This is a genomic window from Vibrio sp. SCSIO 43009 (assembly GCF_023716525.1).
In the GTDB taxonomy this organism is placed as follows: Bacteria; Pseudomonadota; Gammaproteobacteria; order Enterobacterales; family Vibrionaceae; genus Vibrio; species Vibrio alginolyticus.
Window position 1 is genome coordinate 1,917,026 of sequence record NZ_CP071842.1, and the last position, 18,168, is coordinate 1,935,193.

Annotated in this window: 16 protein-coding genes; 6 read left to right on the forward strand and 10 right to left on the reverse strand. The window is 43.5% G+C overall.

What is annotated here, in order from left to right; all coding sequences use genetic code 11:
- The 3 genes from J4N43_RS09010 (at position 1) to purT (ending at position 3,315) form a co-directional block, all read left to right on the forward strand.
- On the forward strand, positions 1-678 hold the full coding sequence (locus J4N43_RS09010; protein ID WP_005377888.1) for an LrgB family protein: 678 nt from the start codon (positions 1-3) through the stop codon (positions 676-678).
- A gap of 430 nt (positions 679-1,108) precedes the next feature.
- A complete protein-coding gene (gene cdd, locus J4N43_RS09015) occupies positions 1,109-1,996 on the forward strand; it encodes a cytidine deaminase (protein WP_053350421.1) in 888 nt (295 codons plus the stop codon).
- Positions 1,997-2,139: 143 nt separating this feature from the next.
- Positions 2,140-3,315, forward strand: a complete 1,176-nt coding sequence (gene purT / locus J4N43_RS09020; RefSeq protein ID WP_021033842.1) for a formate-dependent phosphoribosylglycinamide formyltransferase — start codon at positions 2,140-2,142, stop codon at positions 3,313-3,315.
- A gap of 72 nt (positions 3,316-3,387) precedes the next feature.
- On the opposite strand, the gene J4N43_RS09025 is transcribed toward purT, so the two are convergent.
- Positions 3,388-4,038 (reverse strand): thiopurine S-methyltransferase, encoded by a 651-nt coding sequence (locus tag J4N43_RS09025; RefSeq protein WP_021707633.1) that lies wholly within the window; start codon positions 4,036-4,038, stop codon positions 3,388-3,390.
- A gap of 315 nt (positions 4,039-4,353) precedes the next feature.
- Here J4N43_RS09025 and J4N43_RS09030 point away from each other — a divergent pair, with 315 nt between their 5' ends.
- Positions 4,354-5,133 carry a nucleotidyltransferase family protein gene (locus tag J4N43_RS09030; protein WP_053350422.1) on the forward strand — a complete coding sequence of 260 codons (780 nt, stop codon included), beginning with the start codon at positions 4,354-4,356 and terminating at the stop codon, positions 5,131-5,133.
- A 121-nt stretch (positions 5,134-5,254) separates the two neighbouring features.
- Here J4N43_RS09030 and ihfA read toward each other — a convergent pair whose 3' ends face one another.
- Positions 5,255-5,551 (reverse strand): integration host factor subunit alpha, encoded by a 297-nt coding sequence (ihfA, locus tag J4N43_RS09035; protein WP_005377899.1) that lies wholly within the window; start codon positions 5,549-5,551, stop codon positions 5,255-5,257.
- A 534-nt stretch (positions 5,552-6,085) separates the two neighbouring features.
- On the opposite strand from ihfA, the gene J4N43_RS09040 reads away from it, so the two are divergent.
- A complete protein-coding gene (locus J4N43_RS09040) occupies positions 6,086-6,967 on the forward strand; it encodes an AEC family transporter (protein WP_042521947.1) in 882 nt (293 codons plus the stop codon).
- A gap of 213 nt (positions 6,968-7,180) precedes the next feature.
- Here J4N43_RS09040 and pheT read toward each other — a convergent pair whose 3' ends face one another.
- From pheT to J4N43_RS09070, 6 genes are all read right to left on the reverse strand, one after another.
- Positions 7,181-9,586, reverse strand: coding sequence for a phenylalanine--tRNA ligase subunit beta (gene pheT / locus J4N43_RS09045; RefSeq protein ID WP_053350423.1), 2,406 nt, complete (start codon positions 9,584-9,586; stop codon positions 7,181-7,183).
- An 18-nt stretch (positions 9,587-9,604) separates the two neighbouring features.
- A complete protein-coding gene (gene pheS / locus J4N43_RS09050) occupies positions 9,605-10,588 on the reverse strand; it encodes a phenylalanine--tRNA ligase subunit alpha (protein ID WP_005385470.1) in 984 nt (327 codons plus the stop codon).
- Positions 10,589-10,779: 191 nt separating this feature from the next.
- A complete protein-coding gene (locus tag J4N43_RS09055; RefSeq protein ID WP_053350424.1) occupies positions 10,780-11,955 on the reverse strand; it encodes a hypothetical protein in 1,176 nt (391 codons plus the stop codon).
- A 10-nt stretch (positions 11,956-11,965) separates the two neighbouring features.
- The gene (locus J4N43_RS09060; RefSeq protein ID WP_025766823.1) at positions 11,966-12,757 is read right to left on the reverse strand and encodes an outer membrane lipoprotein-sorting protein; all 792 of its coding nucleotides are present in this window, start codon (positions 12,755-12,757) and stop codon (positions 11,966-11,968) included.
- Positions 12,758-12,775: 18 nt separating this feature from the next.
- Positions 12,776-15,154: an efflux RND transporter permease subunit gene (locus J4N43_RS09065; protein ID WP_053350425.1), complete on the reverse strand. Its 2,379-nt coding sequence runs from the start codon at positions 15,152-15,154 to the stop codon at positions 12,776-12,778.
- A gap of 251 nt (positions 15,155-15,405) precedes the next feature.
- Positions 15,406-16,194: a TetR/AcrR family transcriptional regulator gene (locus J4N43_RS09070; protein WP_005377913.1), complete on the reverse strand. Its 789-nt coding sequence runs from the start codon at positions 16,192-16,194 to the stop codon at positions 15,406-15,408.
- Between the two features lie 270 nt (positions 16,195-16,464).
- Between J4N43_RS09070 and J4N43_RS09075 the strand changes: the two genes are divergently transcribed.
- Positions 16,465-16,650, forward strand: coding sequence for a hypothetical protein (locus tag J4N43_RS09075; RefSeq protein WP_005377915.1), 186 nt, complete (start codon positions 16,465-16,467; stop codon positions 16,648-16,650).
- Here the strand turns inward: J4N43_RS09075 and J4N43_RS09080 are convergent.
- A complete protein-coding gene (locus J4N43_RS09080; RefSeq protein ID WP_005377917.1) occupies positions 16,643-17,452 on the reverse strand; it encodes a helix-turn-helix domain-containing protein in 810 nt (269 codons plus the stop codon). The genes J4N43_RS09075 and J4N43_RS09080 overlap by 8 nt on opposite strands.
- A 366-nt stretch (positions 17,453-17,818) precedes the next feature.
- Positions 17,819-18,136: a heavy metal-binding domain-containing protein gene (locus tag J4N43_RS09085; RefSeq protein ID WP_033905144.1), complete on the reverse strand. Its 318-nt coding sequence runs from the start codon at positions 18,134-18,136 to the stop codon at positions 17,819-17,821.
- Positions 18,137-18,168 lie beyond the last annotated feature (32 nt).

An 18,168-nucleotide genomic window follows, 5' to 3' on the forward strand; every position in this document is an offset into this window, starting at 1 on the left:
ATGTGGTTAGTTGTTACCATTGCGGTTTTTCTTGTCGCGCGCCAAATTGCAATCAAAGTGAATAATCCTCTAGCAAATCCTTTGCTGATCAGTATTGCAGTGCTCATTCCTTTGCTTACTTACTTAAATGTACCGTTTGAAACGTATTATGCGGATAACGAAGGGATCAGTTTTTTACTTCAACCAGCCGTAGTTGCTCTGGCTTATCCACTATATGAACAACTACCACAAATTAAAGCAAACTGGCGAATCATCACTTTTGCTTGCACAGTAGGCAGTGTGATGTCGATGATGACAACCACCTTGATCGCAGTCGCTTTCAAAGCGGATATCAGTTTAATCGCGAGTCTAGTGGGTAAGTCCGTCACTACACCAATAGCGATGGAAATATCGAGTCACCTCGGTGGTGAAGCCGCCGTTGCAGCGATCTTGGTTCTGATTGTCGGTTTATTGGGCGCAATTTTGGCATACCCAATTTACAATTTGATTGGAATTAAACACCCGATTGCACGTGGTCTGACAATGGGTACAGTCTCTCATGCCTTAGGCACCGCTACTTGTGCAGAGAAACAGCCCATAGATGCCGCGTTCTCATCACTCGCATTGGTTTTATGTGGGATCATAACTTCTATTTTGGCTCCAAGCTTTTTTGCTTTGGCTGTCTGGCTATATCAATAGTTAAGCGCTCTCGGTCTGCCCTCCTTCCGGCAGGCCGTAGCCTTTCCGCTTCTTCCTTACCCTTTTCAAAACCCTATCTTATCTATCAACCTCACCCAGTAATATCGTGAAGGGACTTGATCGAGATATACATTCATAGCATTAGCATTCTAGGTGCTACCACTCGCTCTAGATTACGTAGGCATAAAGTAGCATAGCGGTAAAAGTCGCGTTAGTAACATACTCCTGCTCCTTGGTCATATGAATATATACTGATATGGTTAATTGTGAGACGGAGATAACGCTTCACACCTGTGCAATCGAATACATGTGTGAGCTCACTCTAATTATGTAACAGAATTATCAATTGCATTATTTATCGTGATCTAACGCACGGAACATTTCTATCTTTCACATAGAATAACTGTCCATGCAATAACAAGGATTCAACATGAAAAGTCGCATTGAACAGGCGCTAGCAGGCGCTCCAGAAGCACTTTCCAAACAACTTGCTCCTATCATCCAAGCTGATGATTTTGATGCTACGCTTTCAGTTCAACAATTTGAGCAGTTGCTTTCAGCTACCGGTCTATCAGACAAAGAGCTTCGTGTTGCGCTACTTCCTTTTGCCGCAGCGTACTCCTATGCTCCCCTTTCTGACTTTTATGTCGGCGCTATCGTTCGTGGCCTTTCAGGTCGCCTTTACTTCGGTGCCAACATGGAATTCTTTGGTGTACAGTTGGGTCAAACGGTTCACGCAGAGCAGTCTGCGATTAGCCATGCTTGGATGAAAGGCGAACGTGGTGTTAAGGATATCACTATCAACTTCAGCCCATGTGGTCACTGCCGCCAGTTCATGAATGAGTTATCTACCGCAAACGAGCTTAAAATCCAGCTCCCAGAACGCGAAGAAAAGTCACTTCATGAATACCTGCCTGAAGCCTTTGGACCAAACGATCTCGGTATCGAGTCCGGCTTAATGGCAGAAGTTAAACACCAATTCTCATGTGATGATGAAGACGCACTCATCCAAAGTGCAGTTGAAGCGATGAACATGAGCCACTCTCCATACACCAACAACTTGAGTGGTTTAGCATTAGAGATGACTAGCGGCCGTGTATTCCAAGGCGCTTATGCAGAAAATGCAGCGTTTAATCCTAGCTTGCCACCGCTACAAGTTGCGCTAATCCAAGTTTTACTTGCGGGTGAAAACTTTGACAGCATCAAAGCCGCTGCATTGGTAGAAAACTCTGAAGGTAAGATCAGTCACTTAGCCGATACGCAATCAACGTTGGAAGCGTTGAATCCAGATATTCCGCTTAGTTTTGTCAACGTATAAACGACAAATTCAACAAAAAGCTCTACAACATGTAGAGCTTTTTTATTACCTAAAAACCAAAAGCAAACGTTTGCTTTGTCATAAAACTTCAGTATGATCTCCTGCAATTTCTGTCTCATCACTCTATTTTGTAAGGGAACACTATGTTTGGCACTGCAACTAGCGCAAATGCTACCCGTGTATTACTTTTAGGCTCTGGCGAACTCGGTAAAGAAGTCGCCATTGAATGCCAGAGACTTGGTTTAGAAGTGATTGCTTGTGATCGCTATGCCAATGCTCCAGCGATGCAAGTCGCTCACCGTAGTTATGTTATCGACATGTTAGATGGGAACGCCTTAGAAGAAGTTATTACGAAGGAACAACCTACTTACGTCGTACCAGAAATTGAAGCCATCGCAACCGGCAAACTGGTAGAGCTTGAAGAAAAAGGACTGAATGTTGTTCCAACCGCTAAGGCAACCAGGCTAACAATGAATCGTGAAGGTATCCGACGTTTGGCAGCAGAAGAACTGGAATTGACGACTTCACCTTATCGTTTTGCAGATAACTTTGAAGACTTCAAAGCCGCGGTTGAGCATGTGGGTATTCCGTGCGTGGTGAAGCCAGTGATGAGCTCTTCCGGTAAAGGGCAAAGTGTTATCAAGACCGAAGACGACGTTACAAAAGCATGGGATTACGCTCAGGAAGGCGGACGTACGGGTGCAGGTCGCGTTATCGTGGAAGGTTTTATCGACTTCGATTACGAAATCACTTTATTGACCATCAGAGCCGTTGACGGTGTGCATTTCTGTGCTCCAATTGGTCATCGTCAGGAAGATGGCGACTACCGCGAATCATGGCAACCGCAAGCTATGTCAGAAAACGCAGTAAAAGCAGCTGAATACACGGCTGAGAAAGTGGTAAACGCGCTCGGTGGCTACGGCATCTTTGGTGTAGAGCTGTTTGTTAAAGGCGATAAAGTCATTTTCAATGAGGTCTCTCCTCGCCCTCACGATACGGGTATGGTTACAATGATTTCACAGGAAATGTCTGAGTTTGCTCTCCACGTGCGCGCGTTTACCGGAATGCCAATTAATAATATTGTGCAATATGGCCCATCTGCGTCTGCTGTTATTCTTGGACAAGGGACTTCCACAAACATTCGCTTTGAAAACCTAAGCAAAGCTTTAGCTCAACCTCAAACACAAGTTCGTCTATTCGGTAAGCCAGAAATCGATGGTCGCCGCCGTTTAGGTGTTGTCCTTACGCGACGAAAAACCACCGAAGAAGCCGTTCAAGATGCTGTTGAAAGTGCTTCAAAAGTGAATATCATTTATTAAATACGAACCACTCATACAAAAATAGCGCAGCTCAAATTGCTGCGCTATTTCGTGTTCCAAACCGAAGAGAGACTATTCACTCTCGATTAAGTACACTTCTTCAGAGAAGCGACTTAAGCCTTTTTTCGCAATTTTAGGATGATTCTCGTCAGCTTCATCTACGTTCAAACAAGTAACTTTGTAACCTGAAAATAACTGCTCAATCTCTTCGACCGGCACGCTAAATGGAGGCCCCGCCATCTCTTCTTGAGGATAGTTGAGTGTAACAAGCAAAATACGACCGCCTGGGTTCAGCAGTTGCTTGAGACGCTCTACATACTCCTCTCGCATATCTTGCGGTAAAGCAACCAACGCGGCGCGATCATAAATGATATCGGCTTGAGATACTGGTGCAGTGAAAAAGTCCCCAGTATAAATAGAGAGCTCATCAAATTGATAAAGCTCGTGCATGCCATTAAGAGGCGTTACCGTTGGCGTGTAAAAATGTTCAGCAAAAAAGGCACGCACAGCAATATGGCTTAGCTCAACGCCTTCAACCGAATCATGCTTCATCGCTAGCCAAATCAAGTCTTCTGACTTTCCACATAAAGGAACTAACACTTTATCTTCACGCTTTGGATTAGTATGTTTCCAATATACTGGTAATAGCGGGTTTACATCTTCCAAGTGAAATCCGATCTGATTGCTGGCCCATTTGTTATGCCAAAATTCTTGGTCTCTCATTTTACTTTCTACTTGTCGGCTGTTTTCATTTTGAGAGGTAAGACTAACGTTTTTTTTCAATTTGTCTATGCCGTTCATCTTTGGTTAATACTGCGGTGATAGGATGTAATCGGTCTCATAGGAGACGCGCCTTTATCTGATAATCAGAATAAAGAAAAGAGAAATGGTGATCTAACGCACGATTCTACTTCAAGATAAAACTGAAACCTTGGAATCTTTCGTAATGGCCCCATTTATAAGTTAGTACCTGATTTGCCGAACTTAGCGACCTTTATGTTCCCTATTTTCTAAGTACAAGCAAGTTAAGGAGAGTGAATGAGCTTATTTCTTCGTACTACAGCATTGATGCTTTTGGTACTTAGCCGTGCACCGGCATTTGCCGCACTTCCAATTACCCCTGCGCCTAATGGCGAACAAAATCGTTCAACCAGCCAAAACGAAGTTTGTTCGAAACTTTTTAAACACAGCCTTAGCGGTTTATACGGCATTCAGTCAATCGACACCACGCCAACTCAGCCATATTCTGACTTCGACATTCTTTACAGCAAAGCACACCAAGCACAATTCGAACTTGAAACTATCTGTAAAAGTACCGCACTTCTTAATGACGCTCAGCCATACTTCGCAGGTGTAAAATCCAAACAACGAGCAGAAGAAAAGATAGCTTTAGAATTAGGTGGGAAAGTTGAACGTATTACTGACCTAGCACGTGCAACGATTGTAGCTGAAGACGTCGCGAGCTTAGTCTCCATTTATGAAACGTTAGAGCGTGAAACAACGATTGTGAAAGTAAAAAATCGATTCAAAAAACCTGGCCCTTCAGGATATAGAGACTTGAACTTGCTCGTTCGTTTACCAAAAACAAACCTAGTAGCCGAAGTTCAACTGCACTTGAAAGCAATCGCAGATGTAAAAAGCGGTCCCGAACACGACCTATACGAAAAAATCCAGAAACTAGAACGTCAAGCGATGTTGGAAAAACGTGAGCTAAGCGAAATAGAGCTTGCCTCTATTCGCAACATGCGCACACAGTCTAAGAACTTGTACCAACAAGCATGGCAACCATACTTAACAACGCATCTAGAAGCGGCGTAACCGATATCATTAAGCGTCTCTCATAAACAGAAAAACCACCGCATTGCGGTGGTTTTCATTTGTATGCACACGAATTTTACGCAAAAAAAGACCACGCCTTAGCGTGATCCATTTATTCGGCTTACTGTACTTTCTTCAGGTTTTCTACACGAGCTTTTAACTTCTGACCCGGGCGAAAAGTCACTACACGTCGAGCAGTAATTGGAATATCTTCACCAGTTTTCGGGTTACGACCAGGTCGTTCATTCTTGTCACGAAGATCAAAGTTACCAAAACCTGACAGTTTTACCTGTTCGCCACTTTCCAGTGCCTTACGAATCTCTTCAAAGAACACTTCCACCGTTTCCTTGGCGTCCCGCTTACTAAATCCTAATTTATCAAACAGGTTTTCTGCCAGTTCGGCTTTTGTGAGCGCCATAAAACTTTCCTCAAAGCTATGTTAAACAATGCTACGTTAGTGTAGCGCCAGAGCAGTTTTACCCTACCAATTCAACAACATATCGGGGTTACATCAGGAAGTGTATGACAAGCTTATGATTTTCGCCAACTTTTTTCTTGGCGAACAAAAGGAATAGCACTACGTAAATTATTGTTAAACGCCAGAAATTTGATATTTTTGTTTTTGTTTCATCTTTATCAGGAAAAACATCCAGATTATAAAACTAAAATTAGTTTAAATATCAACATTAAACACTATTTAATAAAAATATCAGATATTGGTTATTTAACAGACACTTGACATAGAACTTGTCGTAAATTCAGTGATTTGTATGTAACTCGATACGTAACAATTAGATTAAAAGGTATGACCACCTGTACTTTGTAACTGTGCTTAGAAAGCTTGATTAAACCCACGCTTCTCGCTGTTTAACGATGACGCCATATATAAAGATTGATAATGTGGAAGTTCGTGTATTTCCTCATTAGCTTCTTACACTGCTTCTAGGCGACCATGATTAATCAAATCATAAATATTCTTTTCCCTGTTTTTGCTCTTGTCGGAGTTGGCTATTTGGTCGGTCGTTACATCAAGCCTGACTTTCGCCCAATAAACCGCATTAATATTGAGGTATTTACGCCAGCATTGGTATTTTCGTCACTCGTTAGCATGCCGCTCGATTCAAATCAGGGGCCGCTTCTTTTGGCGGCAATTGTCGCGGTTTTAATTCCCGCACTACTCATGATCCCGGTATGTCGATGGACGTCACTCTCGTTTAAAACCTGGGCGCCACCACATATGTTTCGCAATAGCGGAAATCTAGCTATTCCTTTGTTTACCTATACGTTTGGAGAAATTGCGCTGTCGTCAGCAGTGCTTTTATTTGTCGTGTCAGCATGCTTGCATATCAGCTTAGGCATAATGCTGCTTAGTCATGGCAACCCTTTTAAGCAAATAGTCAAGATGCCAATCTTTTTAGCAGCGTCGTTGGCTCTGTTTCTCAACGTGTCAAATGTGGGTGCATGGGCGCCTTTATACGAAGCCACGGCTCTACTTGGGCAAGCGGCCGTACCCGTGATGCTTTTATCTCTGGGGGCACAAATGTGTCATTTAAGGTTGGACGGTTTAAAGATTGGTGTGTTGTGTACCGTGCAGTCACTGGCAACTGGTGCTGTCGCTTTTGCACTTATTTATTGGTTAATTCCCCTTCCAACGATGCAATTGCAAATGATGGTGCTCTTCACAATGCTGCCGCCAGCCGTCATGAATTACCTATTTGCGGAAAGGCTGAATATAGAACCCATGAAAGTGGCGTCAATGGTACTATTTGGCAACTTTTTCAGCATTCTTACGCTACCTCTTCTGCTTAGCTATACCCTCTCACTCGCTGCCTAACCGCCAACAAGCTATCGTTAGCGTGTATTAGCTGAAAAACAATACGTTCCTAATCTCGGGTAAGGGCCATCCCTAGTTTGGTCTAGTATTTTAAAGTAATGAGGGATGGTGCGAGCAGTAAGGAACTTGAACAACGATAAGGTAATCCTAAAAATAAAAAACCCTGCCAAACTGGCAGGGTTTTCATTTCTTAAGAAGATACGTTACGCGAGATTAGTCACGCAGAGACGCACCAAACTTCTCAGAAACGTGAGCAACGATAGCGTCAACCGCACCAGCGATATCTGCATCTTCAAGCGTACGCTCAAGTGACTGTAGAGTCAGAGCGATTGCTAGGCTCTTCTTACCATCTTCAACGCCTTTACCTACGTAAACGTCGAACAGTTTCGCATCTTTAAGGAACTCGCCACCTTGCTCTAGACAAGCGTTAACAATGTCACCAGATGCAACAGCTTCATCCACTACTACCGCGATATCACGACGGTTTGAAGGGAATTTAGAAAGTGCTACCGCTTCTGGGATCACTTTGCTGTTGATTGCAGACCATTCGATTTCGAATACGATAGTACGACCGTTTAGACCGAACTTACGCTCAAGCTCAGGGTGAACGGTACCGATCACGCCTACTTCTTTGCCGTCTACGATGATTGCCGCAGATTGACCTGGGTGAAGAGCTGGATTAGCTTTTTTGCTTTCAGGTGACAGTGCAGCGAAAGAGTACGCTTTTTCGTTCGCAGATAGCTCTAGAATCGCTTCTAGATCGCCCTTAAGGTCGAAGAAATCAACAGTGTTGGTTTCGATATCCCAGTGCTCTTCACCACGAGTACCAGCAATAACACCTGCAAGCATAGGCTCTTGACGCATGCCGTTTTCTGCAGATTCACATGGGATGAAACGTAGGCCATATTCGAATAGACGAACACGTGGCTGTTGACGCTTCTGGTTGTGAACAACCGTGTTCAGCAGACCTTGGATAAGACCAAGACGCATTGCTGACATGTCTGCAGAAATTGGGTTTGGAAGCACTAGAGGCTCAACACCAGGTACAACTAGCTTTTGTTGCTCAGGCTCAACGAAGCTGTATGTAATTGCTTCGTGGTAACCACGGTCAACAAGAAGATCACGAACGCGTTTCAGTGGAAGATCCGCTTCAACGTGGTTGTGCATCTTAAGTGCTGCTGCTGGGTGTTGGTTAGGAATGTTGTCGTAACCGTAGATACGGCCAACTTCTTCAATCAGGTCTTGCTCGATAGCGATATCGAAACGCCATGTTGGCGCTACTGCCATCCAACCTTCTTCTGAAGCTTCAACCGTCAAACCTAGACGCTCTAAGATTTCTACTACGTCGCTATCAGCGATGTGGTGACCTAGCAGGTTGTCTAGCTTAGTACGACGTAGAGCAACTTTGTTTGGCTTAGGTAGGTCTGCTTCAGACTCTACTGCAACAACAGGTGCTACTTCACCGCCACAGATCTCAACAAGAAGCTGAGTTGCACGCTCCATTGCGCTCACTTGTAGTGCGTAATCCACACCACGCTCGAAACGCATTGAAGAATCAGTGTGAAGACCGTAGCTACGTGCGCGGCCACGGATGTGGTCAGGTGCAAAGAATGCACACTCTAGTAGAACGTCTTTAGTCTCAGTTGTTACACCAGAGTCTTCACCACCAAAGATACCTGCGATAGCAAGTGCTTTGTTGTGGTCAGCAACTACAAGTGTATCTGCGTTTAGTTCTGCTTCGTTGCCGTCAAGAAGCGTTAGCTTCTCACCTTGCTCAGCCATACGAACTACGATGCCACCCTCGATCTTCGCTAGATCGAATGCGTGCATTGGTTGGCCTTGCTCTAGAAGAACGTAGTTAGTGATGTCTACTACAGGGTCGATCGAGCGAATACCACAACGACGCAGTTTCTCTTGCATCCATAGTGGCGTTTCAGCTTGAACGTTTACGTTCTTAACTACACGACCTAGGTAACGTGGACACGCAGCTGGCGCTTTCACTTCGATAGACACTTTATCGTCGATTGAAGGGGCAACTGCTTCTACTAATGGCTCTGTCACGTCAGCACGGTTTAGTACGCCAACTTCACGAGCTAGACCACGAATGCTGAAACAGTCTGCGCGGTTTGCTGTTAGGTCTACGTCTACTGTTACGTCGTCTAGACCTAGGAATTCACGGAAATCAGTACCGATTACTGCGTCTTCTGCTAGTTCCATGATGCCGTCTGACTCAACGTCGATACCTAGTTCAGTGAACGAACAAAGCATGCCGTGAGATGGCTGGCCACGTAGTTTCGCTTTTTTGATTTTGAAATCGCCTGGAAGAACAGCACCAACTGTTGCTACTGCTACTTTCAGACCTTGGCGACAGTTAGGTGCGCCACAAACAATGTCTAGAAGCTCTTCTTCACCCACGTCAACTTTAGTTACGCGCAGTTTGTCTGCATCTGGGTGTTGAGCACATTCAACAACGTGACCGACTTTAACGCCAGTAAAAGAACCAGCAACAGGAAGAACGTCGTCTACCTCTAGACCGGCCATTGTAATTTGGTGAGTTAGCTCGTCAGTAGTAACCGCAGGGCTTACCCACTCACGAAGCCATGATTCGCTGAATTTCATGTTGATGAACCCTCTGGATTACTTGAACTGTTTTAGGAAACGAAGATCGTTCTCGAAGAACGCACGTAGGTCGTTCACGCCGTAACGAAGCATTGTTAGACGCTCAACACCCATACCGAATGCGAAACCAGAGTATTTTTCAGGATCGATACCTACGCTACGTAGCACGTTCGGGTGAACCATACCGCAGCCTAGTACTTCTAACCATTTACCGTTTTTGCCTTTCACGTCTACTTCAGCTGAAGGCTCAGTGAATGGGAAGTAAGATGGACGGAAACGTACTTCTACTTCTTCTTCGAAGAAGTTACATAGGAAATCGTGCAGGATGCCTTTCAGCTGAGCAAAGTTTACGTTCTCATCAACCAGCATGCCTTCCACTTGGTGGAACATTGGCGTGTGCGTTTGGTCGTAGTCGTTACGGTATACACGGCCTGGTGCGATGAAACGGAATGGTGGTTTACCATTTTCCATCGTACGGATCTGTACGCCTGACGTATGAGTACGAAGCATCAAGTCTGGGTTGAAGAAGAAAGTATCGTGGTCAGTACGAGCTGGGTGATCAGCTGCGATGTTTAGTGCATCAAAGTTGTGGAATGCATCTTCGATCTCTGGGCCTGCCTCGGTGTTAAAACCAAGTTCGCCAAAGAACTTCTCAATACGCTCTACAGTACGAGTTACTGGGTGTAAACCACCGTTTTCAATACGACGACCTGGTAGTGTTACGTCGATTGTTTCTGCTGCTAGTTTCGCTTCAAGCTCAGCACGTTGTAGTGCATCTTTACGAGCTGCGATAGCTTGCTGAACTACGCCTTTCGCTTTGTTGATCTCTTGACCAGCTTCACGGCGTTCTTCTGGTGGTAGTTTGCCTAGGCTTTGAAGTTGAGCAGTTAGCTCACCTTTTTTACCCAGATACTGAACACGCACTTCATCAAGTGCGACTAGCGATTCGGCAGCTTCAATTGCAGTGCTCGCGCTAGCAATGATCTCTTCTAGATGTTGCATCGTTTCCTCATCTACCTGTAGGTAGTGTCCATAAGGGAGTGATTGGTTTTTTGATAGCTGTACATAGTAGCCAAACCGGGCACCAATGCCAAATTGAATTACGAAAAGAAGAGGTTATTGAATAAAAAGAGCACAAAAACGTCAAAAATGTCATCTTTAGTTAATCTGCCGTTTAGTTGTGCCCTTTTGTTTTAGAAATAGTATTGAATAGATAGCTCGATAAAATCGTCATCTCTAGCGAAGTAGAGCAAATCATTTGGTGTTTCATTTTTAAACAACCAAGCATCAATTTGCCACTTAACGTGATTCGATATTCGGCTCGATGCTTCTAACTTAGCATTGTAAACATTAGCGTTATCTAAATCCTTCGTGATTCCCGTCAATACTTCCGTTCCGTCCTCATCATTGAGCGCCCAACGAATACCTGCAAACACATCATTTTGACCGATAGTTTGTGCGTTGTTCCCACGACTGTCATAGAGGTACTCACCAATGACCCCCACATCCCAAACCGTGTCAAATGCACCGACGAAGGTATACTCAAAACCCGTCACAAGACCGACATGATTATCAGCGCTATCTCGATAAACACTTTCTAGTTTCCATAACCAATCGCCAACAATTCCTTGCACATCCAGACCGACATGACTCATCAGAGCGTAGTAAGGCTTTAATTCTCCGTACTCTAAACGAAAGTAAGGATCCCGGTTTGTTCCATATAAATAGCTTAGGCCTACGTCCCAATCGCCAAGCATTTTCGAATATCGAAAAGCCACATCTACGTGCTTCTCTTCTCTGCTTGATTCATAGATAGCATCATCAGAGACAACGGGTTCGGTTCGCAAGCGGCCATCTGTACCCGCAAACGTTCGTTCCCTAAAGTAAGGTAACAACATTGCGTGGACGGTGCCCCAGTCTTTGAAAGAGGTAAAATGTAACATCGGCTGACCGAGTTTATCTTCACCATCGACGGCTTCAATGGCATCTGTTTGGTTTACTACATCAACTAAATGGGCTGATTCAGTCACTCCCCAAAAGACCTTACTAATCCCAACTCGAAGCTCATAATCATCCCAATAAGTCAGATAAAGTGCCTCTCGTATGTCGCCATGACTTCGCTCATCGTCTAGACCATCCAGACGATAGAAAGGTGTGAAAGTAAAGTTTGCATCACCATTTTGCATCTCCCAGTAAAATTCTGGCTGCAAAACCAATGACGTTTGCGCTTTGCTCTGACCCTGAGAGCCCGTTTTAAAAAACTGACGATGCTCAATATTGACTTGTCCTGCGAGCTCGACGGCAGTCAGAGGCATTGAGTAAAAAAAGGCTGCTGCACTAAGCAACAACCCAACATTTAATCGCTTCATTTTTCCTCCACTACCTCACTCGCTTCAACACATTCTTATGAAAGTCATTGTCTTGTAATCCAGTGTTAAAACGCATTTCGCTAGTCGTTAGCTCTGTACTTTTTCCTGTTTGATGGTTTGTCATCGCCATAGTGTGCGCGCGCCAATATTGGTTGAGATATTGCTTGTAATCGGAAAAAGAAAGCGTTTTTAACAAAGAGCCTTTGCGGTCGTAAAACTCAACTTTAAGTGGACGATAATGCGCTTTATCTAACCACACCGTTTGCTTGGTATAACCTGAGTTCTTATCGGTCGGAATTTGTTCTACGACGAAAACATCTTGCCCGTTTATGCTGTCATCTTTTAGGTAGTTGAAACGGTATTTTTCAATCTCAAAGGAACTGAGATCCTCATACGCGAATTCACTGCCCATAAAAGGACCTGATTTATTACGCGAGGAAATACGTTTCACACGTTTCAGTGCAGGAAGGTAAAGCCATTGGTCATCGGCACCCACCGTATGAGAATGATTGAGAAACGCCGTGCCTTTTACATCTCTCGGTTCATCAAATATCGTGAGCCCTTTGTCACCATCGCCATCAACTTCGAGTGATTGTAAGCGCATTAAACGTGTGCTGCTTTCTCCTTGCGCGTTTCGCAGAATCATTTGCATCGTAGCAACAGAATCCCCCCACCCTTCATCACGGGCTTTGCGCTCTTGGGCAATTTCTAGTCCTTTTGCTTCATCCGCCAACACCGCATGACTCATAATAAGCGAGACAGAAAGTACTGATACTTTTAAGGCATTTTTTACTAAATTCATGTTCAATCCTTTAATTCGTTATGACTGAGTAACAGTCTTGGTTTGAGAGTCAGTTGATTTAAGCTTATTTCGGCGCTCCACCTCGTCGTAAACGCCTTTGTCAAACAACATCAGTAGAGTCGGTAGGAAGATGAAATCCACAACAAGAGCAATAAAGATGACAATGGCACTCAGCTGTCCCATATCGGCATTTAAACGGAAGCTCGACATCGCCAGAACAGAGAAACCAGCAACAAGCACGACAGTCGTAATCCAAAGTGCGCGCCCCACGGTACGAAAGGCGTAGCGAACCGCTTGCTCCGCACTGTGGCCATCTTTACGAGCGTGTTGATATTTAGAAAGAAAGTGAACGGCGTCATCGACAACAACACCAAGCGTTAATGTCACAACGACAGACAATCCCAAGTTAATCTCGCCAGAAACCAGCGCCCAAATACCAAAACCAATAAGCGCAGGAGCAATATTCGGGACAAGACTAATTAAGCCAAGCTTGAACGAACGCAAGGCAAAGATCAGTAATGCAGAGATTAAGACAAGAGTAATGGGCAAGGTTGACAGCATGCTGGCCATATTCGTTTCACCAATATGCGCAAACATCAATGAAGGACTAGAAGCAACAACATCATATTGAGGCGCGTTTTCGTTAAACCATTGGTAAATGCGATTTTCCAAATCAACAAGCTCGACGCTGCCCAAGTTCTCCACGGTGAGAACCATCTTGATCGACGACTTATCTACATTGATTTGGTTGTTCAAATCTAAACCATACGGTAGTGACATTTCGTAAAGCAGCAGATATTGAGCCGCTAATTCTCTGTCTTGAGGGAGCGAGTAATAAGCCTGATCATCTCCATGCATGTTCTTGTTTAGGCGCTTATAAACATCGCTCAAGGTCGCAACATGGTCCGTTTCTGGCTGCAACCTTAGCCAGTCAGTAAATTTACCCACGGTATTGAGAAAATTAGGATCCGCAATACCCTGCGATTCGTTGGTTTTTATCGCGATACTGATGTTCGCCATGCCACTGATTCGCTCTTCCATAAAATCAGCCGCTCGGCGAAATTCATTGCTATGGCCAAAGTACTCGACGGATTCATCATTGACTTTGTTCAGTGGAATCAAGCTCGCACTCGCGACAATAACAAGCACCGACAACGGCAATAAAGCATGTCGCTTTGACACCACGAAATCTCCTAAATGATCCATAAAGTGCTTTCTTTCATCAGAAGTATCCGACTTCACCGTAACCGGAAGGATATTAAGCAAGGCGGGAAGTAACGTGATGGAAAGGAAACAAGCAACCATGACGCCAAGGGCTGATAGGTTGCCGAAATCTCTCAGGATTGGAGAATCCGACATATTCATCATTAAAAAGCCGATCGCGGTGGTAATGGAGGTAATCAAGATAGGCATGAAATTGAGCGCAATACTTCGCTCAATAGAGTGGGCTTTACTAAAGCCGTTTTGCATAGACTGACGCATTGTCGCGATGATGTGTACACAGTCTGCGACGGCAAGCGTCATCACCAAGGTAGGCACATTAACGGTCGCCGTGCTTAAGAACATACCAGCCCATCCTGACAAGCCCATTGTAACCATAACCGAGCCGATAATAACGATGAGCGTCGCGATGACGCTAAGCAATGAGCGCAACATGATGGTCAGAAACACCAATATCACTAGTAACATAGTTGGCACTAATGTTGCGCTATCATCTTGGGCTGCGGTCATAAACGCGTAGTTCATTGCAATAATACCAGCCTTGTGGAATTCCGTGTCTGGGTACACTTGCTGATAACGCTCAATCATTCCGTTTATGTAAGCAACCACCTCTTGTACTTCAGCAGTTTTATCTATTTCAGGGAGTTGGACCGTAATGTTTACGACCGTGACATCTCCTTTTTCAGAAATCAGTGAACTTTTCAAAACCGGCTCACTCAACGCAATACTTTTGACTTTCTCTATTCGTTGAGGTGTCAATTCATATTCGCTATACAGTAAATCTTCGACAAGAAGATCATCTTCAAACGCTTCGGTATGCTGGTAGTTGGCGAGGGAATCAACGCGGGTCGAGTATGGAACTTGCCACGCCTCGTCAGTGATCTGCTGAATAAGAGATAATGTGCTAGGAGTAAAAACAGTGCCGCTCTTTGGCGCTATAACCAAAGCAAGACTGTCAGATTTTGCAAAGGTGGTTTGAATTTCATCAAACGCAAGTAACTGCTCATTTGTTCCATCAAAGAATATGTCGTAATCTCCTCTAAAGTAAAGATTTTTTCCTCCAATAGTTGCTATGACAATCAATAAAACGGTAGCAAGCATCACCGATACACTGTAATTCGTTGGTAGCTTACCCCACCCTGAACGGGCGTATTGTTGAACGTTGTGATGTGGCATCACACTCTCCTTTTGTGACGTTTCGTCAAATTTAAAAACTAAAAAAAAACAGCAAATGCTGTAAATAACCAGACAAACTCGACATGCAAACTTTAGATCGAATGAATTTGGCTACATAAGTTAGTTTTTAGTAACTTCCTATGCTTCTCGTGATCATTGGCTGAACGCCAACCTTCGAGATTCAATGACGATTCGTCACAATAGTGCGATAAAAAAGCCAACCATAACGTCAGATTGGCCTTTCCAGTTTATTAGCGATTCACTGACTCTAAATAAGCAAGCTCTTCACTAAATAACTCCTGCTCCACTCGACGCCAGGTTTTACGGTAGTCCCATTCTGTAGATAAAGGCGACCAACCTAAACCATCAAGTAACATATTCGCGTTGTGCAGTACTGAGAATGGGTCTTGAATTCGCTGAATACATCGACTGTTCGATGCATTTTGCGCCAAAGCGTTTGAACCGAATGCAATAGACCAGTTGGCGAATACAATAGCATCAGAACCAATTGCGGGAGAAAACTTAAGATCACCACATTCTACCGCATTGTTCACCAGCGCATCAGCACCATCTATTACTTGTTCTTCCAAGTTATTCAGTTCATTCACACGTTTAGGCGAAGCCTTCTCTAGAACCCAAGGCGTCTTTGCAACAATCGCACAAGTTGATAGTACTGGCTCCATACGAGCGTAAATACGATAACCTACATGCATCGCAATGATTTTTTCTCTGGTATTGCCATTAAATTTGGCGGTACGTTCGAAAAATATTGCTTCGCTTTTCAGCGAATGAATACAAAGCGCAAGAATCACATCTTCTTTGCTGCAAAAATGATTGTAGATCGTCCCTTTAGAATAAGGGCTTGACGCTGTAAGCTTGTCCATCGTTAAGTTGGCAAAGCCTTGCTCTTGAACTAGAGACTTAGCCAATTGAATAAGCTCTATCTCACGATCAGCAATCGCCTGTTGCTTTTTTGTTAGCCCTGAAGACACACGACATCCGTCTTGCTTGCTATATTTTTTACAGCGAAAGTTAAACATAATCCTTTGATCCGTATACCAACACACTCCCAATAATTGTAACACGATTCTTTAATACAGGAACGTAACTAAAGTTGACGAACCGTCACAAATGACACTTCGTCATAATAGATCAAAAAACAAACATTTCAAGTATGAATTTATAATTAGAAGATAAATAGCCACCAATTATGCATACCCAAGTAGCTACAGAATGCTTGGTTCAACGAGAATGGTTTCTTTGTAGAGGAAGCGAGAGAGGCTTTGGGAGGAACAACGAAGGAAATCAGCATGTTAAAAATAACGAAAGTAGATGCTGAACAGGTATTATTCGAAATAAGCCCAAAACACTTTAAGTCTGAATTAAGAGCAAACACCGCTGAATGCCCTACTTACAAAGTATTTGCTGTCTTAGGCTTTTTCTTTTGCAACGCCCTTTCAGAAACTCTCTTCAAAAAAGGCTCAAAATCTATATAGATAGGCTTGGCTTATCACCTGCAGATGCGATGGCATAACGAATATCATCAATAAATCGCCCCTCTGTCTCAATAATGCCGTCAGAGAATGTGACTGGCTGATGTGGCCCAGCAAGTAGAACAATATTAGTAAAATCAGAGACATTAAAGTTCTCTGCTACAACATTTTTGGAATGAAAATCGATGACGGTCTTTGCGACTTGATCTTCCAGTAACAAAAGCTGTTCTTCGGTAATTTTCATACGCGCCAAAGCAACGCGAACACACTTATCGTGGGTAGTCGTCTGCTCTTTTATGATTTCTGTATATTTGTCGTTGAGCTTGGAGTTCTCTGCATAGCTATAATATAAAGGCCCGTGCAGCGTTATATTTTTATCTTCATCAACGTAAACGAGATCCAACAACTCTAATGCTTTTAAGTAATCAGACATGCTCTGCTCAGACAAGTCATACTTTTTCTTTAAAATAGAATAACCGTCTTTACCTCGAAGCATTCTCAATTCACGATAAAAGTCGTAAAGGTGAGGGAATTGAAAGAATACCTCATCCTGCGTACGACTAAAGTAATCCTCGTCTTCACCTTGCAATTGATTTGCGAGCTTTTGTAGTTCATCTAACGTGCAATCAACCGCTCTACAATATTCCAGCAACTTATCTAAAGCGAGATTCGTGCTTGTAAGATGTCTCTTAAAGGTAGATAGTGGCATACCCATTTTCTCAGATAGCTCTCGATATGTTAGCCCTTTTGTTTTAATCGCTTGGCGTAATGCGGCTAGCAAGTATTCGGGAGTCAGATCTCTCATCTACAATTCCTTTTGGCAATGTTACAGCTGTATAGTATTTGTAACAATTTAGAACCGCTTGGCAAGGTATAAGTTCATATTTTTATAAGAAAAACATGAATTAATATACTGAAAGTAGAATTCACACAACAAATGAAAAATTCAATATGAATTCAATTTCATTATAGATATAAAATAATATGCAAAATAAAAGTAAAGCAATCACTCTAAATTATCGTGATTAATTTTAATAGTAACGTAAAGTTGAGAATATAAATCTATTCGCTCTGCAAAAATCTAGAATAATTAACCTAAAAGGAACAGAACGGTAAATGCATAATAATTCACCGCTCTCTATTAGCATTTTTGCAATGCTATTCAAGTAGACTAGTCCGCTAGTTTCACTGCAGTACCAAATGCCAAAATTTCCGAAGAACCATCTACGATTGAGCTTGTGGTAAATCGAATCCCTACAATTGCATCGGCACCTTTAGATTCAGCGTCCGCCACCATGCGCTGTATAGCAATATCACGCGCGTCGGTCATCATTTCCGTGTAACCACGAATTTCGCCGCCAACAATGCTCTTGATACCCGCCATGAGGTCACGGCCAATATGCTTTGATTGAACAACATTACCAGTTACAACCCCTCTGATTTCAGAGATCTGCTGGCCAGGAATGCTTTCGGTCGTTGTGTAGATCATTTTTAATCCCTTATAAACGTAAAAATTTATAC

Bases quoted from the DNA above. Each gene is read 5' to 3' on its own strand.
- pheS (WP_005385470.1), bottom strand. From the start codon at position 10,588: ATGCAACATCTAGAAGAGATCATTGCTAGCGCGAGCACTGCAATTGAA.
- J4N43_RS09070 (WP_005377913.1), bottom strand. From the start codon at position 16,194: ATGTTTAACTTTCGCTGTAAAAAATATAGCAAGCAAGACGGATGTCGT.
- J4N43_RS09075 (WP_005377915.1), top strand. From the start codon at position 16,465: ATGTTAAAAATAACGAAAGTAGATGCTGAACAGGTATTATTCGAAATA.
- J4N43_RS09055 (WP_053350424.1), bottom strand. From the start codon at position 11,955: ATGAAGCGATTAAATGTTGGGTTGTTGCTTAGTGCAGCAGCCTTTTTT.
- purT (WP_021033842.1), top strand. From the start codon at position 2,140: ATGTTTGGCACTGCAACTAGCGCAAATGCTACCCGTGTATTACTTTTA.
- J4N43_RS09065 (WP_053350425.1), bottom strand. From the start codon at position 15,154: ATGCCACATCACAACGTTCAACAATACGCCCGTTCAGGGTGGGGTAAG.
- pheT (WP_053350423.1), bottom strand. From the start codon at position 9,586: ATGAAATTCAGCGAATCATGGCTTCGTGAGTGGGTAAGCCCTGCGGTT.
- J4N43_RS09010 (WP_005377888.1), top strand. From the start codon at position 1: ATGTGGTTAGTTGTTACCATTGCGGTTTTTCTTGTCGCGCGCCAAATT.
- J4N43_RS09030 (WP_053350422.1), top strand. From the start codon at position 4,354: ATGAGCTTATTTCTTCGTACTACAGCATTGATGCTTTTGGTACTTAGC.
- J4N43_RS09025 (WP_021707633.1), bottom strand. From the start codon at position 4,038: ATGAGAGACCAAGAATTTTGGCATAACAAATGGGCCAGCAATCAGATC.
- cdd (WP_053350421.1), top strand. From the start codon at position 1,109: ATGAAAAGTCGCATTGAACAGGCGCTAGCAGGCGCTCCAGAAGCACTT.
- J4N43_RS09060 (WP_025766823.1), bottom strand. From the start codon at position 12,757: ATGAATTTAGTAAAAAATGCCTTAAAAGTATCAGTACTTTCTGTCTCG.
- J4N43_RS09085 (WP_033905144.1), bottom strand. From the start codon at position 18,136: ATGATCTACACAACGACCGAAAGCATTCCTGGCCAGCAGATCTCTGAA.
- J4N43_RS09080 (WP_005377917.1), bottom strand. From the start codon at position 17,452: ATGAGAGATCTGACTCCCGAATACTTGCTAGCCGCATTACGCCAAGCG.
- J4N43_RS09040 (WP_042521947.1), top strand. From the start codon at position 6,086: ATGATTAATCAAATCATAAATATTCTTTTCCCTGTTTTTGCTCTTGTC.
- ihfA (WP_005377899.1), bottom strand. From the start codon at position 5,551: ATGGCGCTCACAAAAGCCGAACTGGCAGAAAACCTGTTTGATAAATTA.